27 protein-coding genes are annotated in these 25,937 nt (G+C 72.9%); 13 read left to right on the top strand and 14 right to left on the bottom strand.

Annotation, left to right across the window (positions count from 1 at the left end):
* Window positions 1-11: 11 nt before the first annotated feature.
* A complete protein-coding gene (locus tag ACWH4W_RS01025) occupies window positions 12-287 on the top strand; it encodes a hypothetical protein (protein ID WP_473073967.1) in 276 nt (91 codons plus the stop codon).
* Window positions 288-447: 160 nt separating this feature from the next.
* Here the strand turns inward: ACWH4W_RS01025 and ACWH4W_RS01020 are convergent, their stop codons facing one another.
* The 4 genes from ACWH4W_RS01020 to ACWH4W_RS01005 form a co-directional block, all read right to left on the bottom strand.
* Window positions 448-1,140, bottom strand: a complete 693-nt coding sequence (locus ACWH4W_RS01020; protein ID WP_391663845.1) for a response regulator — start codon at window positions 1,138-1,140, stop codon at window positions 448-450.
* Window positions 1,141-1,144: 4 nt separating this feature from the next.
* Window positions 1,145-2,365 carry a sensor histidine kinase gene (locus ACWH4W_RS01015; RefSeq protein ID WP_473073966.1) on the bottom strand — a complete coding sequence of 407 codons (1,221 nt, stop codon included), beginning with the start codon at window positions 2,363-2,365 and terminating at the stop codon, window positions 1,145-1,147.
* 26 nt (window positions 2,366-2,391) lie between these two features.
* Window positions 2,392-3,255: a CPBP family intramembrane glutamic endopeptidase gene (locus ACWH4W_RS01010; RefSeq protein ID WP_473073965.1), complete on the bottom strand. Its 864-nt coding sequence runs from the start codon at window positions 3,253-3,255 to the stop codon at window positions 2,392-2,394.
* 275 nt (window positions 3,256-3,530) lie between these two features.
* The gene (locus ACWH4W_RS01005; RefSeq protein WP_473073964.1) at window positions 3,531-4,043 is read right to left on the bottom strand and encodes a MarR family winged helix-turn-helix transcriptional regulator; all 513 of its coding nucleotides are present in this window, start codon (window positions 4,041-4,043) and stop codon (window positions 3,531-3,533) included.
* Between the two features lie 291 nt (window positions 4,044-4,334).
* On the opposite strand from ACWH4W_RS01005, the gene ACWH4W_RS01000 reads away from it, so the two are divergent.
* Window positions 4,335-4,670 (top strand): beta/gamma crystallin domain-containing protein, encoded by a 336-nt coding sequence (locus ACWH4W_RS01000; protein WP_473073963.1) that lies wholly within the window; start codon window positions 4,335-4,337, stop codon window positions 4,668-4,670.
* A gap of 114 nt (window positions 4,671-4,784) precedes the next feature.
* Here the strand turns inward: ACWH4W_RS01000 and ACWH4W_RS00995 are convergent, their stop codons facing one another.
* From ACWH4W_RS00995 to ACWH4W_RS00985, 3 genes are all read right to left on the bottom strand, one after another.
* Entirely contained in the window at window positions 4,785-4,910 is a 126-nt protein-coding gene (locus ACWH4W_RS00995) for a hypothetical protein (RefSeq protein ID WP_473073962.1), read from the bottom strand.
* A gap of 112 nt (window positions 4,911-5,022) precedes the next feature.
* A complete protein-coding gene (locus tag ACWH4W_RS00990) occupies window positions 5,023-5,355 on the bottom strand; it encodes a hypothetical protein (protein WP_473077381.1) in 333 nt (110 codons plus the stop codon).
* Window positions 5,356-5,431: 76 nt separating this feature from the next.
* A complete protein-coding gene (locus ACWH4W_RS00985) occupies window positions 5,432-5,863 on the bottom strand; it encodes an ATP-binding protein (RefSeq protein ID WP_106414203.1) in 432 nt (143 codons plus the stop codon).
* A 209-nt stretch (window positions 5,864-6,072) separates the two neighbouring features.
* Between ACWH4W_RS00985 and ACWH4W_RS00980 the strand changes: the two genes are divergently transcribed.
* Complete coding sequence (locus ACWH4W_RS00980) at window positions 6,073-6,924, top strand: helix-turn-helix domain-containing protein (protein WP_473073961.1); 852 nt, start codon at window positions 6,073-6,075, stop codon at window positions 6,922-6,924.
* A 7-nt stretch (window positions 6,925-6,931) separates the two neighbouring features.
* Window positions 6,932-7,129, top strand: a complete 198-nt coding sequence (locus ACWH4W_RS00975) for a DUF397 domain-containing protein (RefSeq protein WP_473073960.1) — start codon at window positions 6,932-6,934, stop codon at window positions 7,127-7,129.
* Between the two features lie 42 nt (window positions 7,130-7,171).
* Here ACWH4W_RS00975 and ACWH4W_RS00970 read toward each other — a convergent pair whose 3' ends face one another.
* Window positions 7,172-8,065 carry an NADP-dependent oxidoreductase gene (locus tag ACWH4W_RS00970; protein ID WP_473073959.1) on the bottom strand — a complete coding sequence of 298 codons (894 nt, stop codon included), beginning with the start codon at window positions 8,063-8,065 and terminating at the stop codon, window positions 7,172-7,174.
* A 71-nt stretch (window positions 8,066-8,136) separates the two neighbouring features.
* On the opposite strand from ACWH4W_RS00970, the gene ACWH4W_RS00965 reads away from it, so the two are divergent.
* Window positions 8,137-8,742, top strand: coding sequence for a TetR/AcrR family transcriptional regulator (locus ACWH4W_RS00965; RefSeq protein WP_473073958.1), 606 nt, complete (start codon window positions 8,137-8,139; stop codon window positions 8,740-8,742).
* Between the two features lie 50 nt (window positions 8,743-8,792).
* Here ACWH4W_RS00965 and pepN (ACWH4W_RS00960) read toward each other — a convergent pair whose 3' ends face one another.
* Window positions 8,793-11,372 (bottom strand): aminopeptidase N, encoded by a 2,580-nt coding sequence (pepN, locus tag ACWH4W_RS00960; protein WP_473073957.1) that lies wholly within the window; start codon window positions 11,370-11,372, stop codon window positions 8,793-8,795.
* Window positions 11,373-11,545: 173 nt separating this feature from the next.
* Between pepN (ACWH4W_RS00960) and ACWH4W_RS00955 the strand changes: the two genes are divergently transcribed.
* The 3 genes from ACWH4W_RS00955 (at window position 11,546) to ACWH4W_RS00945 (ending at window position 12,670) form a co-directional block, all read left to right on the top strand.
* A complete protein-coding gene (locus tag ACWH4W_RS00955; RefSeq protein ID WP_473073956.1) occupies window positions 11,546-11,776 on the top strand; it encodes a ribbon-helix-helix domain-containing protein in 231 nt (76 codons plus the stop codon).
* On the top strand, window positions 11,763-12,110 hold the full coding sequence (locus tag ACWH4W_RS00950) for a type II toxin-antitoxin system PemK/MazF family toxin (protein ID WP_473073955.1): 348 nt from the start codon (window positions 11,763-11,765) through the stop codon (window positions 12,108-12,110). The genes ACWH4W_RS00955 and ACWH4W_RS00950 overlap by 14 nt, the downstream gene beginning before the upstream one ends.
* A gap of 77 nt (window positions 12,111-12,187) precedes the next feature.
* Window positions 12,188-12,670 (top strand): DUF1203 domain-containing protein, encoded by a 483-nt coding sequence (locus ACWH4W_RS00945; protein ID WP_473073954.1) that lies wholly within the window; start codon window positions 12,188-12,190, stop codon window positions 12,668-12,670.
* A gap of 81 nt (window positions 12,671-12,751) precedes the next feature.
* Here ACWH4W_RS00945 and ACWH4W_RS00940 read toward each other — a convergent pair whose 3' ends face one another.
* Entirely contained in the window at window positions 12,752-13,768 is a 1,017-nt protein-coding gene (locus tag ACWH4W_RS00940; protein WP_473073953.1) for an aspartate-semialdehyde dehydrogenase, read from the bottom strand.
* Window positions 13,769-14,102: 334 nt separating this feature from the next.
* On the opposite strand from ACWH4W_RS00940, the gene ACWH4W_RS00935 reads away from it, so the two are divergent.
* The gene (locus tag ACWH4W_RS00935; protein ID WP_473073952.1) at window positions 14,103-14,636 is read left to right on the top strand and encodes an RNA polymerase sigma factor; all 534 of its coding nucleotides are present in this window, start codon (window positions 14,103-14,105) and stop codon (window positions 14,634-14,636) included.
* 1 nt (window position 14,637) lies between these two features.
* Entirely contained in the window at window positions 14,638-15,492 is an 855-nt protein-coding gene (locus ACWH4W_RS00930) for a hypothetical protein (RefSeq protein WP_473073951.1), read from the top strand.
* Window positions 15,493-15,564: 72 nt separating this feature from the next.
* On the opposite strand, the gene ACWH4W_RS00925 is transcribed toward ACWH4W_RS00930, so the two are convergent.
* Window positions 15,565-18,882 (bottom strand): S8 family serine peptidase, encoded by a 3,318-nt coding sequence (locus ACWH4W_RS00925; protein WP_473073950.1) that lies wholly within the window; start codon window positions 18,880-18,882, stop codon window positions 15,565-15,567.
* 313 nt (window positions 18,883-19,195) lie between these two features.
* Between ACWH4W_RS00925 and ACWH4W_RS00920 the strand changes: the two genes are divergently transcribed.
* Window positions 19,196-19,636 carry an NUDIX hydrolase gene (locus tag ACWH4W_RS00920; RefSeq protein ID WP_473077380.1) on the top strand — a complete coding sequence of 147 codons (441 nt, stop codon included), beginning with the start codon at window positions 19,196-19,198 and terminating at the stop codon, window positions 19,634-19,636.
* A gap of 121 nt (window positions 19,637-19,757) precedes the next feature.
* Window positions 19,758-20,915: a serine hydrolase domain-containing protein gene (locus ACWH4W_RS00915; protein ID WP_473073949.1), complete on the top strand. Its 1,158-nt coding sequence runs from the start codon at window positions 19,758-19,760 to the stop codon at window positions 20,913-20,915.
* 76 nt (window positions 20,916-20,991) lie between these two features.
* Here ACWH4W_RS00915 and ACWH4W_RS00910 read toward each other — a convergent pair whose 3' ends face one another.
* Together ACWH4W_RS00910 and pepN (ACWH4W_RS00905) are read right to left on the bottom strand one after the other, a co-directional pair.
* Window positions 20,992-22,044 (bottom strand): hypothetical protein, encoded by a 1,053-nt coding sequence (locus ACWH4W_RS00910; protein ID WP_473073948.1) that lies wholly within the window; start codon window positions 22,042-22,044, stop codon window positions 20,992-20,994.
* Between the two features lie 269 nt (window positions 22,045-22,313).
* Window positions 22,314-24,890 carry an aminopeptidase N gene (gene pepN / locus ACWH4W_RS00905; protein WP_473073947.1) on the bottom strand — a complete coding sequence of 859 codons (2,577 nt, stop codon included), beginning with the start codon at window positions 24,888-24,890 and terminating at the stop codon, window positions 22,314-22,316.
* A 137-nt stretch (window positions 24,891-25,027) separates the two neighbouring features.
* On the opposite strand from pepN (ACWH4W_RS00905), the gene ACWH4W_RS00900 reads away from it, so the two are divergent.
* On the top strand, window positions 25,028-25,684 hold the full coding sequence (locus ACWH4W_RS00900; protein ID WP_473073946.1) for a mycothiol-dependent nitroreductase Rv2466c family protein: 657 nt from the start codon (window positions 25,028-25,030) through the stop codon (window positions 25,682-25,684).
* Between the two features lie 6 nt (window positions 25,685-25,690).
* Here the strand turns inward: ACWH4W_RS00900 and ACWH4W_RS00895 are convergent, their stop codons facing one another.
* The gene (locus ACWH4W_RS00895) at window positions 25,691-25,933 is read right to left on the bottom strand and encodes a hypothetical protein (protein WP_473073945.1); all 243 of its coding nucleotides are present in this window, start codon (window positions 25,931-25,933) and stop codon (window positions 25,691-25,693) included.
* Between the last annotated feature and the right edge of the window lie 4 nt (window positions 25,934-25,937).

Genomic DNA, 25,937 nt, shown 5'->3' with positions numbered 1-25,937 from the left:
CTTTGGGGACCGTGGACAAGAAGAACGCCCTGCGCGCCGGCGCCCTGGCAGCCGGTACGACGCTGATGATGCTGCTCATGTCGTCCCCCGCGCTCGCCCTCACCCGCGACGACGGCGACGACCCCGGCCCGGGCCTGAGCGTCATCGAGACGCTGGGCCTCTACGTCCTGGCCCCGATCGCGCTCTTCGTGGTGATCGCCGGTCTGGTGATGGCCCTGGACAAGTCCCACCAGAAGAAGGACCCGACGAGCTCCAACATCCGGACCAAGGCCGACGCCAAGGCCTGACCTCGGGGCCCGCTCGCCTCCGCCCGGGCGGTCCGCACCTGCTTTCCCGAAGGACGCCGGCACCCGCCGGCGTCCTTCGGCGTGTCCGCACGGCCCGCACCGCACCGCTCAGGCGGCGGCCGGACCCACGCCCGTGCGGTGTCACGGCGCGCCGGCCGGTTCACGGCGTGCCGGACGCCAGCCCGACCCGGTAGGCGAGGACGACGGCCTGGACGCGGTCGCGCAGGCCGAGCTTGGCCAGGATCCGTGACACGTAGGTCTTGACGGTCTCCGGCGTGATGAACATCGCCGCGGCGATCTCCGCGTTCGAGAGCCCCTCGGCGATCAGCCGGAACACCTCCAGCTCGCGGGGGGTCAGCGCGCGCACGACGTCCTGCCTGCCGGGCACGGAGGTGTCGGCCGGCCGCAGGTGCTGGGCGAAGTGGCCGATGAGGCGGCGGGTGACGGCGGCCGCCAGCAGCGTCTCGCCCCGGGCGACGGTCCGGATGCCGTTGACCAGCTCCGCGGGGGGCGCGTCCTTGAGGAGGAAGCCGCTCGCCCCGGCGCGCAGCGCGTCGTAGACGTGGGCGTCGACGTTGAACGTGGTGACGACCAGGACCTTCGGCGCGTCCTCGGCGTCGGGACCGGCCAGTCGCCGCGTCGCCTCGATGCCGTCGAGCAGGGGCATCCGCACGTCCATCACGACCACGTCGGGGCGCAGCCGCCGTGCGGCCAGGACCGCCTCGTGGCCGTTCTCCGCCTCCCCGACGACCTCCATGTCGGGCTGTGCGGAGAAGATGGTGACGTAGCCGGTCCGCACCAGCGCCTGGTCGTCGCAGACGAGCACACGGATCGGTGGCGGCGCATCGGTCACGGGGTCACTCCTGAACGGGCTCGGACGGGATCGTGGCGCGGACCTCGAACCCGCCCTCGGGCCGGGGACCGGCCTCCAGTTCACCATCGAGCATCCGCACCCGTGCGCGCAGCCCCGCCAGTCCCCGTCCGCCCCCGGGGCCCGGTGTGCGCGTGACCGGCCCGGCGACCGGCCCGTCGGTGGTCACCCGTATCCCGATGTGCCGGTCGCCGTGGCGGAGCAGCACCCGCGTCGGCCTTCCGGCCGCGTACTTCATGGCGTTGGTGAGCGCCTCCTGCACCACCCGGTACGCGGCCAGCTCCACGTCCACGCCCCGTGGCCGCCGCTCGCCCTCCTCGCCGAACTCGACCGGCTGTCCCGATCTGCGCGCCTGCTCGACCAGGTCCCCCACCCGCCCCGGGGCGGGCGTCCGGTCCGCACGCGCCAGGTCCGCGGACGCCGACTCGCCGGTCGCCTCCAGCACACCGAGCAGGTACCGCAGTTCCGTCAGCGCACGGCGGCCGGTGTCGCTGACGGCCGTCAGGCTCTCGCCGGCGCGGTCCGGCGCGGACGTGAGCAGGAACTGCGCCGCGTCGGCCTGCACCACCATGGCCGTCACGTGGTGGGTGACCACGTCGTGCAGCTCGCGGGCGATCCGCGCCCGCTCGGCGGCCGTGGCCGCCTCGGCGGCCAGCCGCCGCCGCTCCGCCTCCTCCGTCCGCCGCCCGCGCACCGTGCTCCCCACCGTCCGGACCGCGGCCAGCACCAGCCAGAACGCGAGGTAGTCCGGCAGTGACTGCGGTGAGCCGAGGCGGTCCAGGACGACGGCCAGCACGGCGTAGCCCGCACTCGCCACGGCGGCCAGACCACGGCGGAAGCGCACCTGGTGGGCCCCCGCGGAGTACAGCGCCAGATACAGCCCCATGCTCGCGAACGTGGTCGCGAAGCCCAGCGCCTGGTGCACGGCGAACGCGCCCGCGACGACGGCCAGGCAGGCCGCCGGCCATCTGCGGCGGACCGCCAGCGGCAGGGTCTGGGCCAGGACCAGCCCGACGCCCAGCACGTCCGCCGGGCGCTCGGGCAGATCACCGATCTGCGCACCGACGGCCGAGAGGGTCGGCACGAAGGACAGCAGGGTGAGCGTCAGGGCGAGGGCGCCGTCCTTGAGGAGGGCGTCCCGCTCCCGCCACCGGTCGAGCGGCGCCCGGAGCAGGGGGAGGCTCCAGGGCGCCTGACGGGCCGTCATGTCCGTTCTCCTCCGGTCGGCCTGGGTCAGCGGCTCGTGCGCCGGCGGGTGGTGAGCCGGCCGCCGCGGCGGGCGAGGACGAGCATCGGGGCGGCGAGGACCACGCTGATGAGGACGGGCACGACCGACCCCTCCAGGCCGAAGGCGCCGCCGGTCAGGAGCCCGGAGCCGTGGACGTCGACGGTGAACAGGCCTTCGGAGGCGTGCCCGGAGACCGGGATGCCGAGCAACTGCACCGTGGTGTTCCAGACGAAGTGCAGCCCCACGACGAACCAGATGCTACGCCGCCACAGGAACGCGGCTCCCAGCAGGACGCCCGCCTCCACGGCGATCGCGAGTCCGCTCCACAGGTTCGCCCCCTCGGCGCCCAGGTGGGCGACACCGAAGAACAGCGAGGTGACGACCAGGGCGGCCCGGCTGCCCCACAGGTGCTCCAGGGCCTGCAGGGCGAGACCGCGGAACATCAGCTCCTCGGTCACCGCGGCGCCGGCCTGCACCGCGACGGCGGTCCCCACGACCGACAGGAGGCCGTCGTCCGCCCACGAGAACGAATAACCCCCGAACGCCGTGATCAGCAGGGCGGAGACGAGGACGAAGCCCAGACCGGTCCCGCCGCCCAGCAGCGCCTCCCGGCCGGCCCCGGGCCGGGCGATCTCCGGAGTGGAGCGCCGTGCGACCCGGCGCATGACCAGCCAGTACACGCCGACCGCGGCGGCCGCGCCCAGCACCGGCACCGGGCCGGGGCCGGTCGCCGTCAGGCCCGAGACCAGGCCGATGCCGGCCATGCCCGTCAGCATCCAGCCGAGCGGGGAGCGCGTGATCCGGCGGAGACGGCCGCCCTCGCCGGCGCGGTCCTCGTCCGGGCCGGAGCCCGCTGCGTGCTGTGTCACGGATGTCGTCCCCATGGTGGCCTTCCCGATCGTGGCCGCACCTGCCGCGACCTGACGACCACGCTAGGAACCGGCCCCGCTCCGTGAATCACCCGCGCAGGGACACCTCCTGTAGCTCTCACGGGGGATGCGCCGTCCGTCCCCGCGCGTTCCGCCCGGGATGCGGCTGTGGCGGGCACCGGACCGGATCGTCCGCCGGTGACGCCGGCCCGGCCCGGCACGCCCGTCCCCGACGCGGTCGCGGGCCCCCTCCGGCTCGGTCCGCCGGACAGTCCTCAGCGCTCCGTGGCGAGCAGCAACTCCCGCAGCAGGCCGGCAAGCTGGGCCGCCCGCTCCGCGCCGAGGGCGGCCAGCGCCCGCGACTGCTCGGCGGCGCCCGCGCCGACCGCCTCGTCGGTCAGCCGCAGCCCCTCCTCGGTCAGCGTGACCTGCAGTCCGCGCCGGTCGTGCGGGTCGGGGGAGCGGCGCAGCAGCCCCGCGCGCTCCAGCTTGTCGAGACGGCCCGTCATCCCGCCGGTGGTGAGCATCAGCGTGGCCGAGAGCTGCCGGGGCGAGAGGGTGTACGGCTCCCCGGCGCGGCGCAGGGTGGCGAGGACGTCGAACTCGCCGCGGGAGATGCCGTACGGAGCGTACACCCGCTCGGTACGGTCGTCCATGGCGCGCGCGAGCCGGTGGACGCGCCCGAAGACCTCCATCCCGGCGGTGTCCAGGTCGGGCCGGACCCGGGCCCACTGCTCGATGATCGCGTCGACGGGGTCCGGGCGGCGCGGCTCGGGGCGTGCAGTCATGGCTGGGAGTATCGCCGTCCGGGCGGTCCCCCCGCGACCCGGGCCGTTCGCTGGGGCCGCTGCCCCCGATGACGGCGGCGCTGGTGGGCCGGGCGGCGTTCGGTGAGGACCGGCGCACCTTCAACTGCCGTATACCGTTTCGGCGTTCGGTGCGACGACGGTGAGCGGGCGAGAAACGCGACTTTTGCTCGACATGGCGTCAACCCCGCGGAGTGAGGTCGCGTCTGATCATGTGGGACGGGATTCACCCCCGGCTCAGATCCTGAACACATGCACCACTGGAGCACATCAATGAAGCGCTCGCTCAAGCGAGTCATCGTCGGCGCCCTCGCGACGGGGGCCCTGACGGCCGCCCTGCCGGTCGGTTCGGCAGCGGCCATCAACGGCACGCCGTGCGGCGACCGCACCGACCTGGTCAAGGTCACGTACTTCGAGGGACTGGCCATGACCTGTTTCGCCAACGCCGGCGTGATGGACCTGACCCTGCCCTACGTCACGCAGGTCTCCTCCGGCAACAACAACATCCGGTTCGTGTCCGACGGCGAGACGATCAGCATGGGCAAGTGGCAGAAGAAGAGCATCGTCGACGGCACCCCGAAGACCATCACGCGGCTGCGCATCCTCTGACGCCTGGACGAAGTGACCGTCGCACAGCGGGACGCGCCCACGTTCCGCCTCGGTCCGTGACCTGACGGAAGGGGTGCCCGGAAGCCGGGCGCCCCTTCTCGACGGGAGCCGGCGTCACGCCGACGACGCCGCCTGCGCGCAGGGCGCGTTCCACGCCCGCGCGGTGGCCGCGTGCCGCTCGCCCGCCGCCGTCCCGTCCCGCTCGCACTCGGCGGCGATCTCCGCGGGCATGGTGCTCACGCAGAAGCGGGACCGCCCCGAGGGCGCCGGCCTCCTCGCGCTCACCGGCCGGCAGTTGACCGCGGGCGCCCCGCCCACCTTGGACGCCGGCGACTCGGCTGCGCGTCCGGGGTCAGCCGTCGGGGTCGACGTCGGGGTGCGTGAACCGCACGGGCCTGCCCAGCGACCGGGCGTAGGCGATCTCCGCTCGGGTGCTGTCCCCGATGTGGTCACCCACCACGAGCACCTCGTCGGCGAGCCGGATCTTCGCCCGGTGCAGAGCGTCGAGCCGGACCTTCAACGCCTCCGCCTCGCCGGGACCGGCCCAGAGTCCGTGCGGCGACTTCATGTCACAGGCCGGCTTGACGACGATCCTCCCGGCTGCGGTCTCCCGCAGATCGGCCTCGGCCATCTCGGCCATGAAGCGGGTGGATCCGCAGATGGCGACGATGTGCGGGAGATCCATCTGCGCCTTGGCGTCGATGAGTTGTTGTTCCGGGGTGTACGGCACGGTTCCTCCTCGGGGCGTCGGGACGTCTGTATCAGATCGCGTCGACACCCCCTTGGTGCGAACCCAGCTCGCACCACACGACCTTGCCCCGGTTGCCCTCCCTGGTCAGCGGCTGCCAGCCCCACACGTCGGCGCAGGCCCGCACCAGCGCCAGCCCTCGTCCGTCCTCGCGGTCGGGTTCCGGCGTGAAGGGCTGAGGCGGCCCGGGAGGCGAGGGGTCGGCGTCCCACGCGCCGATCCGCAGGACGCCCGTGCGTGACCACCGCACGCGCAGTGCCGCCGGACTCTTGGTGTGGCGCACGGCGTTCGACACCAGCTCCGCCGCCAGCAGTTCCGCGACATCGGCCAGCCCGATCAGGCCGTGCACCGTGAGGATGAGGCGGAGGGTGCGGCGGCAGACGGGCACGGCTCTGGGGTCGTTCGGGACGTGGAGGGAGTACTCCCACGGTTCGTTTTCAGGCATGCGGACTCCTCGCGTCGGTGGGGAGGTGTCGGCGGCGGTGTCATTGCCGCTCGTCAGGGCAGGACGAAGCGGTGCGCTTCCGCGGCCGGATGCACAACGTGATTGATGCGTGACCGAACGTAGACCTTAGATTTAACCCAAGACAAGCGGGTCACGTAATCTGACACCCGAACGAGTCGCGTGCGCAGCGCTTGAGCGAGGAGGCGTCGATGGGGACCAGGCGCGAACCAACCGCGCGTCAGCTGCGGTTGGCCCTGGAGCTTCGGCGGCTTCGTGAGGCAGCGGGCCTCAGTGCGCGTGAGGCGGCGGCACTGCTCGGCGTCAACTCAGTACAGATCAGCCAGATCGAAGCCGGTACGACCGGGGTGAGCGAAGAGCGGCTACGACGGCTGGCCGCCCACTATGCCTGCGCGGACAGTGCGTTGGTCGACGCTCTGGCCGCGATGGTGTCCGACCGGGTGCGCGGCTGGTGGGAGGAATACCGTGGCCGTCTCCCCACGGCGTTCCTGGACCTGTCCGAACTGGAGCATCACGCCACCTTCCGGTGGGACGTCGACTTCCTGCACGTGCCTGGGCTTCTTCAGGCCGAGGACTACGCCCGCGCGCTGTTCTCCCGCAGGGTCCCCGAGCTTCCGGAGGACGAGCTCGGGCTGAGGGTGCGGCATCGCATGCAGCGGGGCGTGATCATCGAGGGTCCACGTCCGACCCCGTACCGAGCCGTGGTCCACGAAGCGGCGCTGCGGATCAGAGTGGGCGGTCGGCAGGTCATGCGCGGTCAACTCGCGCGAATCCTGGAACTGTCGGAGGCCGAGCACGTGACCGTGCGGGTGATCCCCTTCGAGTTGGAGGAGTTCGCGGACGTCACGGCGGCCATGGTGTATGCGGGCGGCGCTGTGCCGCGCTTGGACACCGTGGTCCGCGACGGCCCGGACGGTATCGTCCTCGTGGATTCGGAAGCGCGGCTCGCTGTCTTCCGCATGCTCTTCCACAGAGTGGAGGCGGTTTCACTTGATCCGCTGCGCTCGCGTGACTTCATCCATGGACTGGCCAAGGAGCTGTGAGGATCCGGTGCTTACTCCCGACCGCTGGCGCAAGTCTTCGTACTCAGGAAGCGGTGACGGCAACGCCTGCGTGGAGGTGGCGTCGCTCCGTGCGCGGATGGCCGTCCGCGACTCCAAGGCGCCGTCCCGCGGCATCCTCACCGTGCCTGCCCCGGCCTTCGCCCTGTTCGTGGACGCGCTGAAGCGGCCGGGCGGGCTGTCGTAGGGGCCGGCGGTATCCAACGGGCCGCCGGCCCCGCCACGCGCGTCAGATCACGATCACCCGCCGCCCCCTCGTGTGCCCCGCCCGGCTGTCGGTGTGGGCGGAAGCCGCCTCCGCGAGGGAGTAGGCCTTCTCCACCGGGATGTGGAGCTTGCCCTGTTCGAGGAGGCGGACCGTTTCCGTCAGGGCGTCCGGTACGCTGCCCGCCACGTTGGAGAAGCGGACGCCCAGGTCCGGGGCGGTGAGATCGGCGATGGAGACCACCTTGGCCGGGTCCCCGACCAGCTCCACGAGGTCGCGGACGACGCCCGCGCCGGCCAGGTCGAGGGCCGCGTCCACCGGGCGGAACGCCCGCACCCGCTCCGGCCAGCCGTCCCCGTACGTCGTGGCGTGCGCGCCCAGGCTGCGCAGGTACTCCAGGTTCGCCGCCCCGGCCGTGCCGATCACCGTGATGCCGCGGTCGCGGGCGATCTGCAGCACCGCCGAGCCGACCCCGCCGGACGCGCCGCTGACCAGCAGCGTCTGTCCGGGACGGACGCCGCACTCGCTCAGGACGCGCAGGGCCGTCTCCATGACGGACGGATAGCCGGCCGCCTCCTCGAAGGAGAGGCCCCCGGGCATCCGGGCCCAGGCGTGCAGCACGGCGGACTCGGCGTAGGTGTCGGCGCCTTCGCCGAACACGCGGTCACCGATCGCCACCCCTTCGACGCCCTCGCCGACCTCGTCCACCACCCCGGCCGCGTCCTGTCCGACCCCTGCGGGCAGCGCGGCCGGGAGGGCGGGGCGCATCTGGCCCTCGCGGATTCTCCAGTCGACGGGGTTCACCCCGGCCGCTCGCACGGCGATGCGTATCTCCCCCGGGCCCGCGTGGGGCTTCTCGGCGTCGATGAGACGGAGGACGTCGGGGCCGCCGAACTCGGCGTAGCTCACTTTCTTCATGCCGCCGACCGTAACACTAACGGTTAGTTCATTGAAACCGTTAGGGTTTTGTATCTGGTAGCGTCCTGGTCATGCCCGAACAACCGTCGTCCGGACGTCGAGAGCGCAAGAAGGCCGCCACCCGGCAGAAGATCGCCGACACCGCCCTGCGGCTCTTCCTGGAGCGCGGGTACGAGGCGGTGGGCATCCGGGACGTGGCCGCCGAGGCCGACGTGGCCGTCACCACCGTCTTCTCCCACTTCGCCTCCAAAGAGGCCCTGGTGTTCGAGCGGGACGCGGACGTCGAGCAGCGTCTCGCCCGCGCGGTGACCGGCCGCGCGCCCGGCGAACCGCTCGTCCCCGCGCTGCGCCGCGAGATCCACGCCCTGGTGCGCCACTGCCTGGCCGACGAGGCCGCGCCCGTCTGGCGGATGATCGACGCCTCGCCCGCCCTGCGGGAGTACGAGGGCTCCATGCGGCTGCGGCACGCGGAGACCCTGGCGGCCGCTCTCGCCGCCGAACCGGGCGCGCCGCGCGGCGGCACCGCCTGCCGGGCGGTCGCCCGGTTCGTGGTGGACGCCTTCGCGCTGGCCCGGGAGGCGGACGACCCGGGGACCGCGGTGGACGAGATCTTCCGGATGGTCGAGGCGGCCTGGGGGGCCGCCGTCGCGGGCGTCCCCGCCCGGCCCGCGACATGACGGAAGGGGCGCCCGGAAGCCGGGCGCCCCTTCTCGGCGGGAGCCGGACGTTACGCCGACGTCGCCGCCGCGTCCGCCGCCTGCGCGCGCAGGGCGCGTTCCACGCCCGCGCGGGACTCCGAGACCAGGCGGCGCAGGGCCGCGTTCGGCTCGGCGGAGGTCAGCCAGGCGTCCGTCTTGTCGAGGATCTCGCCGGAGACCTGGATGCCCGGGTAGAGACCCACCGCGATCTGCTGGGCCATCTCGTGCGAACGGGACGCCCACACGTCCGCCAGCGCCTCGAAGTACTTGTCCGTGTACGGCGCCAGCAGCTCCCGCTGATCGGTCTGCACGAAGCCGGCGATGACCGCCTCCTGCACCGCGTTGGGCAGCTTGTCGGACTCGACGACCGACGCCCACGCCTGCGCCTTGGCCTCCTCCGTCGGGCGGGCCGCCCGCGCGGTGGCCGCGTGCCGCTCGCCCGCCGCCGTCCTGTCCCGCTCGTACTCGGCGGCGATCTCCGCCTCGTCGAAGCGGCCCACCGCCGCCAGCCGCTGCACGAACGCCCAGCGCAGCTCGGTGTCGACGGCCAGGCCCTCCACGGTCCGCGCGCCGGCGAGCAGCGCCTCCAGCAGGTCGAGCTGCTCCGGGGTGCGGGCGGTCGCCGCGAAGGCGCGCGCCCACGCCAGCTGGTGGTCGCTGCCCGGCTCGGCGGACCGCAGGTGCGCCAGCGTGGCGTCGGTCCAGCGGGCCAGCAGGCTCTCGCGGGCGGCCGGGTCGGTGTACAGGTCGAGCGCGAGCTTCACCTGGCGGTGCAGCGACTGCACGACACCGATGTCGGACTCCTTGCCGATCCCCGACAGCACCAGCGACAGGTAGTCGCGGGCGGGCAGCTCCGCGTCCCGGGTCATGTCCCAGGCGGAGGCCCAGCACAGCGCCCGCGGGAGCGAGGACGCGAAGTCGCCCAGGTGCTCGGTGACGACGGCGAGGGACTGCTCGTCCAGGCGCACCTTGGCGTAGGAGAGGTCGTCGTCGTTGAGCAGGATCACCGCCGGCCGGCGCCTGCCCGCGAGCTGCGGCACGGCGGTCAGCTCGCCGTCCACGTCCAGCTCCACCCTGTCCCCGCGGACCAGCTTGCCGGTCGCCTCGTCCAGGTCGTACAGGCCGATCGCGATGCGGTGCGGGCGCAGGGTCGGCTCGCCCTTCGCGCCGGCCGGGAGCGCCGGGGCCTCCTGGCGGACGGCGAAGGACGTGATGACGCCGGCCTCGTCCGTCTCGATCTCCGGACGCAGGACGTTGATGCCGGCCGTCTCCAGCCACTTCCTCGACCAGGCGCTCAGATCGCGGCCGGAGGTCTCCTCCAGGGCGCCCAGCAGGTCGGACAGGCGGGTGTTGCCGTACGCGTGGCGCTTGAAGTACGCCTGCACCCCCCGGAAGAACGCGTCCTCGCCGACGTAGGCGACGAGCTGCTTCAGCACGGAGGCGCCCTTGGCGTACGTGATGCCGTCGAAGTTGACGAGGACGTCGTCCAGGTCGCGGATGTCCGCCATGATCGGGTGCGTCGACGGGAGCTGGTCCTGGCGGTAGGCCCAGGTCTTCATCTGGTTCGCGAACGTCGTCCACGAGTGCGGCCACTTCGAGCCGGGCGCGTCGGCCTGGCAGGCGGTCTCCGCGAAGGTGGCGAACGACTCGTTCAGCCACAGGTCGTTCCACCACTCCATGGTGACCAGGTCGCCGAACCACATGTGGGCGAGCTCGTGCAGGATCGTGGCGGCCCGGCCCTCGTACGCGGCGTCCGTCACCTTCGACCGGAACACGTACTGGTCGCGGATGGTCACCGCGCCCGCGTTCTCCATCGCGCCCGCGTTGAACTCCGGCACGAAGAGCTGGTCGTACTTCTCGAACGGGTAGGCGTAGTCGAACTTCTCCTGGAACCAGTCGAAGCCCTGCCGGGTGACCTCGAAGACGGCGTCCGCGTCGAGGTACTCGGCGAGCGAGGGCCGGCAGTAGATGCCGAGCGGCACCGACCGGCCGTCCTTCTCGTACACGCTGTGCACCGAGTGGTACGGGCCGACGACCAGCGCCGTGACGTACGTGGAGATGCGCGGGGTCGGCGCGAACTCCCACACGTTGTCCTTCGGCTCCGGCGTCGGGGAGTTGGAGACGACGGTCCAGCCCTCCGGGGCCTTCACGGTGAACCGGAACGTCGCCTTGAGGTCCGGCTGCTCGAAGCTGGCGAACACCCGGCGGGCGTCCGGCACCTCGAACTGCGTGTAGAGGTACGTCTGCTCGTCCACCGGGTCGACGAAGCGGTGCAGGCCCTCACCCGTGTTGGTGTACGCGCAGTCGGCGCTCACCCGCAGCACGTTGCGCCCCTTGAGCAGGCCGGGCAGGGCGATGCGCGAGTCCGCGAAGACCTCGGCGGGGTCCAGCGCGTCACCGTTCAGGGTGACCTCGTGGACGGTGGGGGCCACCAGGTCGATGAAGGACTCCGCGCCGTCCTCGGCGACGTCGAAACGCACCGTGGTCACGGACCGGTAGACGCCCCCCTCCTGCGCGCCGGAGAGATCGAGTTCGATCTCGTACGAGTCAACGGTCAGCAGCCTCGCGCGCTGCTGCGCCTCTTCGCGGGTCAGGTTTGTGCCAGGCACGCGGTCATCTCCTCGATATGTGTGGGTTGCGCCATCCTTCCACGCGGGATCCGCCTCACGCGACGACGAAACCGGAGCCATGGGGATACCCCTCTGTCGTGGGGGTTCCGCCCGGTGACCGATGGTTCCGCGAGGGTGGCCAAGGTGGTCATACCGCGAGTAGCATCGTCCGTATGAAGATTAGTGTGAGCCTGCCGCAGGAGGATGTCGCCTTCGTCGACGAGTACGCCGCACACACCGACGCCGGGTCCAGGTCGGCCGTGATACACGCCGCGATCGAGCTGCTGCGACAGACGCAGCTCGTGCGGGAGTACACCGAGGCGTTCGCCGAGTGGGACGCCGGTGAGGAAGCCGCCCTCTGGGACCGGACGAGTGGGGACGGGATCGCCGATGAGGCGTGGTGACATCTACCTGGTGGACCTGGAGCCGGCCAGGGGCGGTGAGGCGAACAAGGTCCGGCCGGCCGTGATCGTGTCCAACGACGGCGCCAACGAATCCGTCGAGCGGAACGGCCGCGGTGTCGTCAGCGTGGTGCCGCTGACGTCGAACACCACCCGGATCCTGTCGTTCCAGGTCCTCCTGCGCGCGGACGAGAGCCGGCTGCCCAAGGACTCCAAGGCGCAGTGCGAGCAGGTGCGCGCCGTCGCGCCCGACCGCCTGCTGCACCGGGTCGGCGCCGTCCCCCGCCGGCGCATGGCCGACATCGACGTGGCACTGCGTCGGCACCTGGCGCTCTGAACCCCCCGAGGGCGCCTCCGAGCGCGACGTCCGATCGCCGCCAGCGAGAGGGAGGCGGGGCGGGTGAGGGTGGGGACATGACTGTTGCCACGCCTCTTGTCCGTGCCGTTCCCCCGCAGGTCGTGAAGGACCTGCTGACCCTCGACGACGCGGGCCGCCCGGCCGCCGCCGTCACCGACGACGAGGGCGGCGCCCCGCTGCGCTGCTGCCTGCGCCACAGCCGCCCGGGGGAGCGGATCGCCCTGGTGTCCTACGCGCCCCTGCGGCGCTGGGCGGCGGAGACGGGCGTGGACCCGGGCGCGTACGACGAGCGGGGGCCCGTCTTCGTCCACGCGCAGGAGTGCGCGGGTCCGGAGGGCGGGGGGCTCCCCTTCACCCGGGCCCACCGGGTCCTGCGCCGCTACTCCGCCGACGGCCGGATCCTCGGCGGGCGGCTGGTGGAGGCGCCGGAGGACTTCGGACCCGCCCTCGGCGAGGCGTTCGCCGACCCGGCCGTCGCGCTCGTCCACGTACGGGCCGTGGAGTACGGCTGCTTCCTCTACGAGGTCCGGCGGGACTGACCGCAGCTCACCCGTACGGCGGAACGACGCGAGGCGGGCGCCCCCTCGGGGACGCCCGCCTCCTCGCGTACCGGTGCGCGGTCAGGCGCTCAGCTCCTGCGCCACCAGCTCCGCGATCTGCACGGCGTTCAGCGCCGCGCCCTTGCGCAGGTTGTCGTTGGAGACGAACAGCGCCAGGCCGTTCTCCACCGTCTCGTCGGCGCGGATGCGGCCGACGTACGACGGGTCCTGGCCGGCGGCCTGGAGCGGGGTCGGGATGTCGGTGAGGACCACGCCGGGCGCCTCGGCCAGCAGCTCGGTCGCGCGCTCAGGGCTGATCGGGCGGGCGAACCGGGCGTTGATCTGCAGGGAGTGGCCGGAGAAGACCGGGACGCGCACGCAGGTGCCCGAGACCTTCAGCTCGGGGATGTCCAGGATCTTGCGCGACTCGTTGCGCAGCTTCTGCTCCTCGTCGGTCTCGCCCAGACCGTCGTCGACGAGGTTGCCCGCGAGGGGCAGCACGTTGAAGGCGATGGGGCGCTTGTAGACGTCAGGCTCGGGGAAGTCGACCGCCGCGCCGTCGTGCGTCAGCTTGTCGGCCTCGTCGACCACCTTCCGGGTCTGGCCGTGCAGCTCCGCGACGCCCGCGAGACCGGAACCGGACACCGCCTGGTACGTGGCGACGACCAGCGCCTGAAGGCCCGCCTCCGCGTGCAGCGGACGCAGTACCGGCATCGCGGCCATCGTCGTGCAGTTCGGGTTGGCGATGATGCCCTTGGGGCGGTTCGCGATCGCGCGCGGGTTGACCTCGGAGACGACGAGGGGGACCCCGGGGTCCTTGCGCCAGGCGGAGGAGTTGTCGATCACCACGGCGCCCTGCGAGGCGACCTTCTCGGCCAGCGCCCTGGAGGTCGCGCCGCCCGCGGAGAACAGCACGATGTCCAGGCCGGTGTAGTCGGCGGCGGCCGCGTCCTCCACCGTCACGCCGTCCAGCTCCGTGCCCGCCGAACGGGCCGAGGCGAACAGGCGCAGCTCCGTGACCGGGAAGTTCCGCTCCTTGAGGATCCTGCGCATGACCGTGCCCACCTGACCGGTGGCTCCGACGATTCCGACCCTCACGGCGTCTCCCTACTGCGTCTCTCGCGTACCTGATGTGCCTGGCCGAGGCCGCTTCCATCATGCGGCCGACCACGGCCCGGCTGTCCAATTCTTTGCCGTCCTGCCCGCCCACTGGGACGGCGGGACAGCACGCGCAGGTTGCGGACCTTCGGCCCACACTCCGCTGACCAGGAGGAATTCGGTCGCCGGGGGTCGCGGGCCGCAAGGTTCCCTGCCCGGTCCGCCCTCCCTCACACGGAGGTGTGACATACGCCTCTGCCCGGCCCGGGGAAACCGCGCGAACGTTCCCGGGCCGAGTGGCGTCGTAGGAGGGACAGCGTGAAGGGGGTGGCCGGTGCTGCGCGGAAGAACCCGGCGCGGCCGCGGGTCGTACGTCGCCGACGACGACCCGCTGGACGCGGCGCAGGAGCGCCGGGTGCGGGCGGTGCTCGCACTGGGCGGGGTACCGCAGGCGGACCTGCCGGACGGGGTGCAGCAGGTCCGCCTGCGGCTGCTGGAACGCGCCGCGAGCGGGCAGGAGGCGCCGCGGGACGTCTCGGCGTGGGCGGCGGTCGTCGCCTCCAACCTCGCCATGGACTGGCACCGCGCCAAACGCCGCCAGGAGCGGCTCGGGGAGCGGCTGGCCGCGCTGCGGCCCGTGGAGGCGCCCTCGGGGGAGGAGAACAGCGTGCTCTCGCTGGCCGTCGCGCGCGGCCTGGACGGTCTGCCCGACGCGCAGCGCCAGGTCGTCGTGCTGCGCTTCTACGCCGACCTGCCGGTGCGGACCGTCGCCGAGCAGCTCGGCGTCCCGGAGGGCACGGTCAAGAGCAGGCTGCACGCCGCCGTACGGGCGCTCCGCGCCCGTCTGCACGAGGACGAGGTGGTGTGAGATGACCGCCCACGACGACAGCGGGGACCGGGGCCCGTCCCGGGCGGACGCCGGCCGCGAGGACCTGCCGTACGACCCCGCGGACGTCCCGGCGGACGCCCTCGCGGTCGCCCTGTTCGGCGAGGGCCTGCCCGACGGGACGCGGGAGGACGCCGCGTTCCGCGCGGAGCGGGACGCCGCCCTCGCGGACATCGCGGTGCTGGGCGAGCAGCTCACGCTGATCGGTGACGCGCTGGCGGGGCGGGCGACGGCCGCTCCGTCCGGGGGGCGGCCGGACCCCGGGGCCGGGACGGCGCGGGACGGCACGGGGACACACCCCGCGCAGGCCGCGCCCGCCGCACCGAACCGGCGTCCGCGCCCCCGGCACCGGCCGGTGCGGCTCGTGCTCGGCGGGCTCGCCGCCGCTGCCGCGGCCGGCCTGGTCCTCGGCCTGGGCTGGCTCGCGGCCCAGGGCGGTCCGACGGCCGACTCGACGGCCGGTGCGACGGACCGCGGGTCCGCCTCGGACGCCAAGGAGGACACCGGCGCCGCCGCCTTCGGCACCCCCCGCTACCTGGCGTGCGCACGCCTCGTCGCCGAGGGCCGGGTGACGGCGCTGGAGGAGGTGCCGGGCGCCAGCGGCGTACAGCGGGTCACGCTGCGGGCGAGCCGGTACTACCAGGGGGACGGCCCGGTGACCTTCCTCCGGGACGACGCCGAGGACGTCCCGCTGCGCCCGGGCGACCAGGTGCTGGTCGGTCTGTCCGCCGGCCCCGCCCGCCCGGACCGGATGGTCGTCGGCGAGGCGGACATCGCCCCCGTCCGGGCCGGCATCGTCGCCGCGCTGCCCGCGTCCCGGGGCATGAGCTGCGGCTGAGCACGGCGGAGGGCGGGCGCCCGTACGGACGCCCGCCCCCTGTTCGTGGCCTTGTTCATGGCCTCCGGCCGGTTACGGGACGACCTTCTCGATCGCCACGTTGCCGACGCCCGCGACCGTGCCGCGCTCGTTCACCAGCTGCACGCGGCCGAAGAACGCGCGTCCCTCGGGAGCCGCCGCGGCGACGGTGACCTCGCCGGAGACGGTGGCCGAGTCGCCGGTGCCCAGCGTCACCGGCGCGGAACCGTCGACGGTGACGGTGCCGAGCGTGGCGGAGAAGAACACGTCCAGGTAGTCGTACTCCGTCGTGCCGGCCGGGACCGAGTAGCCGTCCACCTCAATGGTGTACGTGCCGGCCTTCGGGGAGGCGAGGGACACCGACTCGTCCGAGTCGCCGTCCGCGGACTGCGCGACCCGGACGCCGGCCTCGTCGTACACGGCCAGGTCCAGGTCGGCGGCGGTGTCGGAGACGTTGCCGATGGACACGTCCAGCGACGACGCGCCCTCGGGCACCTCCACCGTGGTGGTGTGGACGTCACCCGTGCCGATCGACGGGCGGGCGGTCTTGGAGGAGCCGAGCGGCCCGCCGGCCAGCGTGCCGTCGATCGCGGCGGCCTCGTTGGTCACCGTCCAGGAGACGGCGGACGGCGTGCCGATCTTCGCCTCGGGGACGGTCACGGTCTCCGGGTCGAAGGCCGCGCCGAGCACCGCGACGTCCAGCTCGTACGGGTTGTCGAGCAGCGGCGAGGTGCGGCGCGACTCGACCTCGATCTCCCAGACGCCCGGCTGCGGGTTCGCGTACGACCGCACGTCGGGACGGCAGGTGTTGGCCGGGTTGCTGTAGTTCGGGTAGCAGTTGACGGTCGACGTCGGGTCGGCCGGCACGCCGTACGGGTGGATGGAGATGAACCGGGTCTGGCTCGTCGCCCTCAGCCCGCTCAGCGCGACCTCCAGCGTCTTCGCGCCCTCGGGCACGGTGACGAAGTAGGAGGTGGTGTCGTTGCGCTGGGCCGTGCCCTTCGCCGAGAAGGTGTGGTTCAGCGGGGCGGAGACCACCACGGTGGTGAGGATCTGCCGGTCCACGCCCTCGGTGCGCGGGTCGTCGACCTCGAGGATCGCGCTCTTGAGGCCCGCCGAGCGGGACTGGGCCTGGACCTTGACGGTCACCGGCTCGTTCAGCGGCAGCGAGACCCTGCGGTCGCCGACGATGCGGAAGGTGCGGTCCGCGTTGTTCGCCAGGTCCAGCTCGTGGCGGACGGCGCGGTCCGGGCCGGACGTACGGGTGATCGTGATGTCGTACGTCTTCTTCTGGCCGGCCTTCAGGCCGCCCTCACGGTCGTACAGGCCCGTGCCGAAGCCCGGGGTCTTCAGGAACTGGTCGATCGCGGTGTCGACCGGCGCCTTCACCGTGTACTCGTGCGCGGTGGCGCCGTCGCGGATGGCGTCCCAGGCGTCCACGACGTCGATGAGGCCGGCGCCCTGCTCGTAGGCCTGCACGTCCTTGATGGGCCGGGCGGTGGAGGTGAGGGCGGTGCGCAGCGTCGCCGGGGTGAGCTCGATGCGCTTCTGCTTCGCGGCGGACAGCAGCAGCGCGGAGGCGCCGGCGGCCTGCGGGGAGGCCATCGAGGTGCCCTGGAGCATGCCGTAGCCGGCCGGGAGGTCGTAGCCGGCCTCGGCGACCGGGGCGCCCGGGGACCACGTCTGGATGGTGTTGACCGCCGCGCCGGGGGCGACCAGGGTCGGCGTGAAGCCGCCGTCCTCACGCGGGCCGCGCGAGGAGAACGGCATCATCGCGTACTTGGTGCGCACCTCGGAGCCGTAGTTGGCGGCCCAGGTCTCCTTGGAGACGGACGCGCCGACCGAGATGACCTTGTCGGCCAGGGCGGGGTCGCCGATGGTGTTGGCGCCGGGGCCGGAGTTGCCCGCGGAGATCACGAGCTGGACGCCGTACTCGTCGATCAGCCGGTTGTACAGCTCGGCGCGGGCGTTGTTGCCGTCGTTCAGCGCCGGCAGGCCGCCGATGGACATGTTGACGATGTCGACGCCGCGCTCGGTGACGAGGTCGATCATGCCCTCGGTCAGGGCGACGTTGGTGCAGCCGCCGGACCAGGTGCAGGCGCGGGAGGAGACGAGCTTGGCGCCGGGCGCGGCGCCGTTCATCCGGCCGCCGAACAGGCCGTTGGCGGCGGTGATGCCGGCCACGTGCGAGCCGTGCGAGCCCTCGATGACGCCGATGTTGACGAAGTCGGCCTGCCGGCCGATCCAGTCGCCGCCGTAGGGGTCCATCGGGACGTCCTCGCGGATCTCCACCACGAACGGCTGGCGCTCGACGACGTCGGTCTTCGGGTCGTCGGTGCCGAAGTACCCGATCTGGAAGCCGTCCTTGTACGGCTTCATCGGGGTGTCGTCGGAGAAGTCCTGGTTGTTGTTCAGGTCGACGCGCACCGTGCCCGCGGCCGGGTCGTACAGCACGCCCCAGACGTCGGTGGTGTCGCCGTCGCGGTTGGCGTCGCCGCCCGCGTCGCCGCCCGTGGTGTACGACTCCCGGAAGAGGTTGATCTGGTAGCTGCCCTGGGGGGCCTTCCAGGTGGCGCCGCCGTAGGTGAAGACCGGGCCGGAGACCGCGGTGACCATGGGACGCCAGGTCTGGTCGCCGTCCACGACCGGGTCGGTCGCCGTCACCCAGTCGACGATCTTGCGCTCGCCGGTGGTGGTCCGCTGCAGCGCGGGGTGGCCGAGGTCCACCCCCGAGTCGAGGATGCCGATGGTGACGCCGCGGCCGTCCGCCTTCGGGTTCTTCTTCACGAAGTCCACGGCGCCCGTCTCGAAGGACGGGTTGTACGGGTTCTTCGCGGGCGTCCTCCGGTCCGGGGCGGGGTAGCTCTTGGCGCTCTTGCCCTTGCCCTTGGCGGCCTTGGTGGTGTCGGCGGCCGGGGTCGGGTCGTCGAGCGGGATCTCGTCGCGCAGGTCGACGCCGTGCACGGAGGAGAGCTTGGCGGCGGCGGCGATGGTCGCGTCCGCCTTGCCGGTGGGCACGGTGGCGCGGACGTAGCCGAGCGCGTCGTCGGAGCGGCCGACCGAGGCGCCCTTGACCGCCTCGATCTTCTCGGCGACCTGAGCGGTCTTCCCGGGGGCCGTCGCGATCATCATCGTGACGTGCTCGGCGCCCTCGGCCTTGGCCTCGGCGAGCAGTTCCGCGTCGTGCGAACCGAGTTTGTCGTGCGCGGACTTCACGTCCGCGTCGGCCGGTGCGGCGGCCGGGCCGCCGGCGGCGAGGGCCAGCGGGACCGGCCCGGCCGCGGAGAGCGCGGCGACGAGACCGGCGGCCACGGCGATGCGGGCCGCGCGTCTGGTGCCCGATATGGGGGAGCGCTGCGGGGAGTTGGTCATCGGCATCCCTTGCAAGGAGCGAACGATCGGGAGCGGCCAGGGAGTGAGCGTTCCTGGTCGCTGGGGTCCGGAATGCGCTACCGGATGATCGATGAGCTTCGCGTAAAGGGTCGATGTTTGGCGAGGGTTGGCCGGAAGGCCGTCGGAGGTGTGGGGAAAACCCCCGGTGCCCGTATGGGGAGATCGCGCCTGAAGCGGACAAGTCCGTCATGCTCATGCAGGGTGGGTGTCCACAGTGCGGACCCGCCCGAATACTCCCCTGCGCGGTTCCGGCGGCCCGGGGTACCGTCCGGCGATGCGACGGACGTTGAGGGTGGCGGCCTACGCCGTGGTGGTGCGCGACGGACAGATCCTGCTCGCCCGGTCGCCCGGCCCGGGCGGCGTCCCCGAGTGGGTGCTGCCGGGCGGTGGCATGGAGCACGGCGAGGACCCCTACGACACCGTGCGGCGCGAGCTGGAGGAGGAGACCGGCTACCTCGTGGAGGTCACCGGATTCCTCGGGATCGACTCCAGCCGCCGCACCCTGCCCGGCCGCCTCCGCCGCCCGGTCGACCACCAGGGCCTACGGCTGGTCTACGAGAGCCGCGTCGCGGGCGGGGAGCTGCGCCACGAGATCGGCGGCTCCACCGAACTCGCCGCCTGGCAGCCCCTCGACGCCGTACCCGGCCTGGTCCGCGTCGGCCTGGTCGACACCGCCCTGCGGCTGTGGCGGGAGCGGCCGGCGACGGGACACCTGGAGCCCGGTCCGGGGTAGGTCCCGCGCGTCCGCGGGGAACGGCCGAAAGCCGGTCAACCGTCGCGACCGGTGGCAACTCCGCCGGCCCCGGCACGGTCCCTCCCCGCGACCACGTGTGACGAACAGGGGAGGCACGAACATGCGGAAACGGATGCGGACGACGGCGGCGGCAGCGGTGGCGGTGGCCCTCTCGGCGGCCCTGGCGGCCCCCGCGGCGGCGGCGGGACCCGGCGCGGACCGCTCGGGGGACACCGGCGACCACCGTGCGACCGCCCGGGCCGTGCGGGCCGTGGTGGAGGGCGGGGCGCCCGGGGTGACGCTGTGGGCGGAGGACCGGCGGGGCGCCTGGACGACCACCGCCGGAGTGGGGAACCTGCGCACGGAACGCCCGCGCTCCCCGCACGACCGCTACCGGGTCGGCAGCATCACCAAGACCTTCGTGGCGACGGTGCTGCTGCAGCTGGAGGCCGAGGGGACGCTGTCGCTGGACGACACCGTCGACTTCTGGCTGCCCGGCCTGGTCACCGGCAACGGCCACGACGGCACCCGGATCACCCTCCGGCAGCTGCTCAACCACACCAGCGGTGTCTTCGAGTACACGGCCGACGAGGACTTCGCCCGCACCTACCTCCTCAAGGAGGGCTTCTTCGAACACCGCTACGACACCCTCGCCCCCGAGGCACTGGTGCGCATCGCGACGTCCCACAAGCCGTACTTCGCGCCCGGCGCCGGGTGGAACTACTCCAACACCAACTACGTGCTGGCCGGCATGGTGATCGAGAAGGCCACCGGCCGCCCCTACGGCGAGGAGGTGCGCCGCCGCGTCCTCGCGCCGCTGCGCCTGACCGCCACCTCGGTCCCCGGCACCCGCACCGGCGTGCCCGGACCCCACAGCCGGGCCTACGGCAAGCTGACGCGGGACGGCAGCGGGCCCGTCCACGACGTCACCCGTCTCAACCCGTCCATCGCCACCTCGGCGGGCGAGATGATCTCCGACTCCAAGGACCTCAACCGCTTCTACCGCGCCCTGCTCGGCGGGCGGCTGCTGCCCGAGGCGCAGCTGAACAAGATGACCGACACGGTGCCCGTGGACGCCGTACGCGGCTACGGGCTGGGGCTGATGAGCACCGAGCTGAGCTGCGGGGTGACCGTCTGGGGCCACGGCGGCGGCATCCACGGCTCCGTCTCCGAGGCCGTCACGACGCGCAACGGCCGCCACTCCCTGGCGTTCAACCTCAACGGCGACTGGGTCAGGGGTTCCGAGGCGGTGATCGACGCGGAGTACTGCGGAGACTGACGTGAGGCGGGCCGCCGGGGCACGGTCCCGTCCCCGGCGGCCCCGCCGCCCCCGCCCGTCGCGCCGTGCCGCCGCACTACCGGGGCAGCACGACGACGTACGCCGCCGGATCACGGTCCGCCGACGCCATCAGGGCCGTGCGGACCACCGCCGCCTGCTGCTCCGCCGCGTCCCGCAGCTTGCGCGGCGTGACGTGGACGACCGTGACGCCCAGGCGCTCCAGGTGCTCGCGCTTGCGGGCGTGCTCCGTCCACTCGGCGTCGTCCTCGGGCCGCCCGCCCGGCCGGGGCGCGCGGGTGTCCAGTTCCACCGCCACCGCCTGGTCCGGCCAGTACGCGTCCACACCGCCCAGGTGCGGGCCGCCGGGCAGCCGCAGGTCCACGTTCCAGCACGGGTCCGGCAGGCCGTACTCGTGGACCATCCGGTACAGGCGTGCCTCCGCGAGCGCCCGCCCCTCGGCCAGCAGCGAGTCCACCGCGTCCACCACGTGCGGCCGGTTCAGCAGCTTCGCCGCGGTCAGCTCCCGCACCACCGCCGCCGGCTCGCAGTGCCTGCCGCGCACCGCCTCCGTCAGCAGCCGGCGCACCACGACCGCGTCCTTCAGGCCCGCCACCGCGTCGGCCAGCGCCCGCGGGACCGGGGCCACCGGCAGGCCCGTCACCTGCTCCGGGACCGGCAGCGCGGCGGCGCGCACGATCCGGGCGCAGCCCGTCGACCGCAGCCGGCGCAGCCGCGGCACCAGTACGTCGAAGGTCTCCTGGGCCGACAGCGGGGGAGCGGACGTGAAACCGTGCAGGGTCAGCGCGGCCAGTCCGGTGATCATCGCCTCGCCGTAGGGGGAGGCGGGCGGCTCGGCCCCGCCCGGCTGCGCGGGCACGCTCACGGTCCGCTCCCGCACCGCGTACAGCAGCACCGCGTGCAGCCGCTCCTCGCTGGTCGGCGGCCCCGGGTGCAGCAGGACGACACCGGGCAGCAACTGCTGCCAGGGGCCGCCCGGACGGCACTGCTCACCGGCCTTCGCGGCGGAGACTCCGTGCGCCCTGAGCTGCGTGTGGGTCAGCACGCGGCGTCCGGTGCCGGTGGCGAGGTGGTGCAGGGGGCGCGGGGAGAGGGGGGTGTTGTGGTTCATGACGGGCAATTTCCCGCCTTCCGACGCCTTCCGAACCCTTGTTACAGGCTCGTCGACGAACCCGGACAAGCCCGCACTAAAGGACGCCTGTTCGGATACCGAAACCCCCTGGTCCGTTCGGGTGAGCGTGCCGGGTTACGGGCTGAATGCCCGCGTTCGGTAACGGCGGTTGCACGGAGTCCCTCCGGGGAACCCGGGGGCTTCCCGGAGGGGGTGCCGAGGGCTGCGGGACCGCACGGTCCCGCAGCCCTCGGCAAGAACCGCGGGCGTCAGCCCGCCGCCGCGTCGCACGCCTGGCCGCGCAGGGCGCGGGCCAGGTCGTCGCGGGCCTCCAGGACCAGGCGGCGCAGGGCCGGGGCCGCGTTCTCGTGGGCGGTGAGCCAGGCGTCCGTCGCGTCCAGGGTGGCCCGGGAGTCCTCGTAGGACGGGAACAGGCCGCGGACCACGTCCATGCCGATCTGGATGGACCGCTCCGTCCACACCCGCTCGATCACCGCGAAGTACTTCTCCGCGTACGGCGCGAGCAGTTCCCGCTGGGACGGCCGGGCGAAGCCCGCGATCGTCGCCTCCACCAGCGCGTTGGACAGCGCGTCCGACTCCACGACCTGCGCCCAGCACCGCGCCTTGACCGCCTCCGACGGGCGGGCCGCCAGGCAGCGGACGTGGTGACGCCGGCCGGAGGCGGTGTCGTCCCGGGCCAGCTCCTCGTCCAACCGCTTCTCGTCGGCCGCCCCGTGCGCGGCCAGCGGCTCCAGGAACGCCCAGCGCAGCTCCTGGTCCACCTCCAGGCCGGGCAGCGTCACCGTGCCGTCCAGCAGCGAGGCCAGCAGCTCGAAGTCGGCGGGAGCGCACGCCACGTGGGCGAAGAACCGCGCCCACGCGAGCTGCTGCTCGCTGCCCTCGCCGGCCGCCCGGAGCTGCTCCGCCGCGCCCTCGGCGAGCCGCCGTCCGGCCTGCTCGCGCCGCTCGGGCGCGGTGTAGTGCACGGCCGCCGACTCCGCCCAGGCGTGCAGCATCTGCAGCACGCCGATGTCGGTCTCCCGGCCCGCGAACCGCAGCACCAGCTCGATGAAGTCCCGGGCCGGCAGCAGCGCGTCGCGCGTCATGTTCCACAGCGCCGACCAGCACAGCGCGCGGGCCAGCGGGTCGGTGAGGTCGCCCAGGGCCTCCCGCAGCGTGGCCAGCGAGGTGTCGTCGAAGCGGGTCTTGCAGTACGTCAGGTCGTCGTCGTTGACCAGCACCAGTTCCGGCGCGTCCGCGCCCGCCAGCTCCGCCACGACCGTGCGCGGCCCCTCGACGTCCGTCTCGGCCTGCGCGTACCGCTCCAGGGCGCCCGTCCCCGTGCGCCGGTACAGGCCCACCGCGACCCGGTGCGGGCGCAGTTCGGGATGTGACTCGGCGGCCTCCTGCACGACGGCCAGCTCGTCGACCGTGCCGTCCGCGCGCAGCAGCACCTGCGGGGTGAGGGAGTTGACCCCGGCGGTCTCCAGCCACGCCCGCGACCACGCGGCCATGTCCCGCCCGCTGGTCTCCTCCAGCACCGACAGCAGGTCGCCGAGCCGGGTGTTGCCGTAGGCGTGCCGCTTGAAGTAGCGCCGGGCGCCCTCGAGGAACGCGTCCTGGCCGGCGTACGCCACGAGCTGCTTGAGCACGGAGGCGCCCTTGGCGTAGGTGATGCCGTCGAAGTTGAGCTTGGCGTCCTGCAGGTCGCGGATGTCCGCGGTGATCGGGTGCGTGGAGGGGAGCTGGTCCGCGCGGTACGCCCACGCCTTGCGGCGGTTGGCGAAGGTGATCCAGCCGTCGGTGAAGCGGGTCGCGCCGACGAGCGAGAAGGCGCCCATGAAGTCGGCGAAGGACTCCTTCAGCCACAGGTCGTCCCACCACTCCATGGTGACCAGGTCGCCGAACCACATGTGGGCCATCTCGTGCAGGATCACGTTGGCCCGGCCCTCGTAGGAGGCCCGCGTCACCTTGCCGCGGAAGATGAACTCCTCGCGGAAGGTCACCATCCCCGGGTTCTCCATCGCGCCCAGGTTGTACTCCGGCACGAACGCCTGGTCGTACTTGCCGAACGGGTACGGGTAGTCGAAGTGGTCGTGGAAGAAGTCCAGGCCCTGCTTGGTGACCAGGAAGACGTCGTCGGCGTCGAAGTGCGGGGCGAGCCCCTTGCGGCACATCGCGCCGAGCGGGATCTCCAGCCGGGTGCCGTCCGCGAGGACCCGCTCGTAGCGGTCGGTCACGTAGTGGTACGGACCCGCGACGACACACGTGATGTACGTCGAGATCGGCTTGGTCTCCGCGAACCGCCAGACGCCGTCGGCCAGTTCGCCCGCGCCGTTGCTCCACACCGTCCAGCCCTCGGGGGCCCGCACCTCGAAGCGGTACGGGGCCTTCAGGTCCGGCTGCTCGAAGCCCGCGAAGACCCGGCGGGCGTCGGCCGGCTCGTACTGGGTGTACAGGTACACCTCGCCGTCCTCGGGGTCGACGAAGCGGTGCATGCCCTCACCGGTGCGGGAGTAGGCGCACCGCGCGTCCACGACCAGCTCGTTGTCGGCGGCCAGGTCCTCCAGCAGGATCCGGCTGCCGTCGAAGACCTGGCCGGGGTCGAGGTCCCGCCCGTTCAGGGACACCGCCGTCACGCTCGGCGCGATCAGGTCGGCGAAGCTGCTCGCCCCCGGCTCGGCGCACCGGAACCGCACGGTGGTGACCGACCGGAAGGTGCGCGGGCCGTCGCCGCCGTGCGCGCCGACCGCGGACCGCAGGTCCAGGGACACCTCGTACCCGTCGACGGACAGCAGCGCTGCCCGCTCCCGGGCCTCGTCACGGGTCAGGTTCTCACCGGGCACGGGCGGACTCCTCATGCGTCGTCGACACGGATGGACAGCACCGATCCTGCCATGCGCCCCTGACGCGGGGCAGCCGGGAATGGCCGGGGCGAGCCCCGGCGTTGCCACGGGGAAACACCGTCTTCACGAGGAGCGACATGTCGGACAAGCCTTCCGCCACGCCCGCCACGCCTGTCGACTTCTGGTTCGACCCGCTGTGCCCCTGGGCCTGGATGACCTCCCGGTGGGTGCTGGAGGTGCAGAAGCAGCGGGACCTGGACGTCCGCTGGCACCTGATGAGCCTCGCGGTCCTCAACGAGGACAAGCTGGACGAGTTGTCCGCCGAGTACCGCGAGATGCTCGAGGTGAAGGCCTGGGGCCCGGTCCGGGTGGTCATCGCGGCGCAGGAGGAGCACGGCCCGCAGGTGCTCGGCGACCTCTACACCGCGCTCGGCACCCGCATCCACAACCAGGGCGAGGGTCCGGGCAAGGAGACGGTCGCCGCGGCGCTGAAGGACGTCGGCCTGCCCGAGTCGCTCATGGAGCACTGGGACTCCACCCCGTACGAGCCCCAGCTGCGCGCCTCCCACAAGGAGGGCATCGACAAGGTGGGCCAGGAGGTCGGCACCCCGGTGATCGCGGTCCCCGGCCCCGACGGCGAGGAGATCGCCTTCTTCGGCCCGGTCGTCACGCCCACCCCGCAGGGCGAGGAGGCCGTCCGGCTGTGGGACGGCACCCTGGCGGTGGCCTCCGTCCCGGGCTTCTACGAGATCAAGCGCACCCGCACGAAGGGGCCGGACTTCAGCAACCTGTGACGGACGTCAGTCCAGTACGGGTGCCTTGATCGGCTCGGCGAACGGCTTTTTGTCGAAGCCCGTGCGCAGGTTGCGGCACTGCTTCCCGGTGTCGGGGTCCAGGACGTTCACGCAGAGCCGGAACTCGCCCACCCCGTTGCGGCCGAGCCGCTTCTTGAGCCAGTCCGCCTCCTTCTCGTCCAGCCGGCGGTGTTGCTGGTCGCTGCCGCAGGTCCAGCAGTACTCGGTCATCGTCCTCTGTGTCGCCATTGAG

This window comes from Streptomyces sp. DSM 120436 (genome assembly GCF_055778765.1).
The sequence above is the reverse complement of the archived record's forward strand: the minus strand, read 5'-3'. Positions and strand labels throughout refer to the sequence as shown.

What these genes read in the sequence shown, in the direction of transcription:
- ACWH4W_RS01015 (WP_473073966.1), bottom strand. Translation starts at nt 2,365, where the DNA reads ATGACGGCCCGTCAGGCGCCCTGGAGCCTCCCCCTGCTCCGGGCGCCG.
- ACWH4W_RS01005 (WP_473073964.1), bottom strand. Translation starts at nt 4,043, where the DNA reads ATGACTGCACGCCCCGAGCCGCGCCGCCCGGACCCCGTCGACGCGATC.
- ACWH4W_RS01000 (WP_473073963.1), top strand. Translation starts at nt 4,335, where the DNA reads ATGAAGCGCTCGCTCAAGCGAGTCATCGTCGGCGCCCTCGCGACGGGG.
- ACWH4W_RS00990 (WP_473077381.1), bottom strand. Translation starts at nt 5,355, where the DNA reads ATGGATCTCCCGCACATCGTCGCCATCTGCGGATCCACCCGCTTCATG.
- ACWH4W_RS00985 (WP_106414203.1), bottom strand. Translation starts at nt 5,863, where the DNA reads ATGCCTGAAAACGAACCGTGGGAGTACTCCCTCCACGTCCCGAACGAC.
- ACWH4W_RS00980 (WP_473073961.1), top strand. Translation starts at nt 6,073, where the DNA reads ATGGGGACCAGGCGCGAACCAACCGCGCGTCAGCTGCGGTTGGCCCTG.
- ACWH4W_RS00970 (WP_473073959.1), bottom strand. Translation starts at nt 8,065, where the DNA reads ATGAAGAAAGTGAGCTACGCCGAGTTCGGCGGCCCCGACGTCCTCCGT.
- ACWH4W_RS00965 (WP_473073958.1), top strand. Translation starts at nt 8,137, where the DNA reads ATGCCCGAACAACCGTCGTCCGGACGTCGAGAGCGCAAGAAGGCCGCC.
- ACWH4W_RS00955 (WP_473073956.1), top strand. Translation starts at nt 11,546, where the DNA reads ATGAAGATTAGTGTGAGCCTGCCGCAGGAGGATGTCGCCTTCGTCGAC.
- ACWH4W_RS00950 (WP_473073955.1), top strand. Translation starts at nt 11,763, where the DNA reads ATGAGGCGTGGTGACATCTACCTGGTGGACCTGGAGCCGGCCAGGGGC.
- ACWH4W_RS00945 (WP_473073954.1), top strand. Translation starts at nt 12,188, where the DNA reads ATGACTGTTGCCACGCCTCTTGTCCGTGCCGTTCCCCCGCAGGTCGTG.
- ACWH4W_RS00930 (WP_473073951.1), top strand. Translation starts at nt 14,638, where the DNA reads ATGACCGCCCACGACGACAGCGGGGACCGGGGCCCGTCCCGGGCGGAC.
- ACWH4W_RS00925 (WP_473073950.1), bottom strand. Translation starts at nt 18,882, where the DNA reads ATGACCAACTCCCCGCAGCGCTCCCCCATATCGGGCACCAGACGCGCG.
- ACWH4W_RS00915 (WP_473073949.1), top strand. Translation starts at nt 19,758, where the DNA reads ATGCGGAAACGGATGCGGACGACGGCGGCGGCAGCGGTGGCGGTGGCC.
- ACWH4W_RS00910 (WP_473073948.1), bottom strand. Translation starts at nt 22,044, where the DNA reads ATGAACCACAACACCCCCCTCTCCCCGCGCCCCCTGCACCACCTCGCC.
- ACWH4W_RS00900 (WP_473073946.1), top strand. Translation starts at nt 25,028, where the DNA reads ATGTCGGACAAGCCTTCCGCCACGCCCGCCACGCCTGTCGACTTCTGG.
- ACWH4W_RS00895 (WP_473073945.1), bottom strand. Translation starts at nt 25,933, where the DNA reads ATGGCGACACAGAGGACGATGACCGAGTACTGCTGGACCTGCGGCAGC.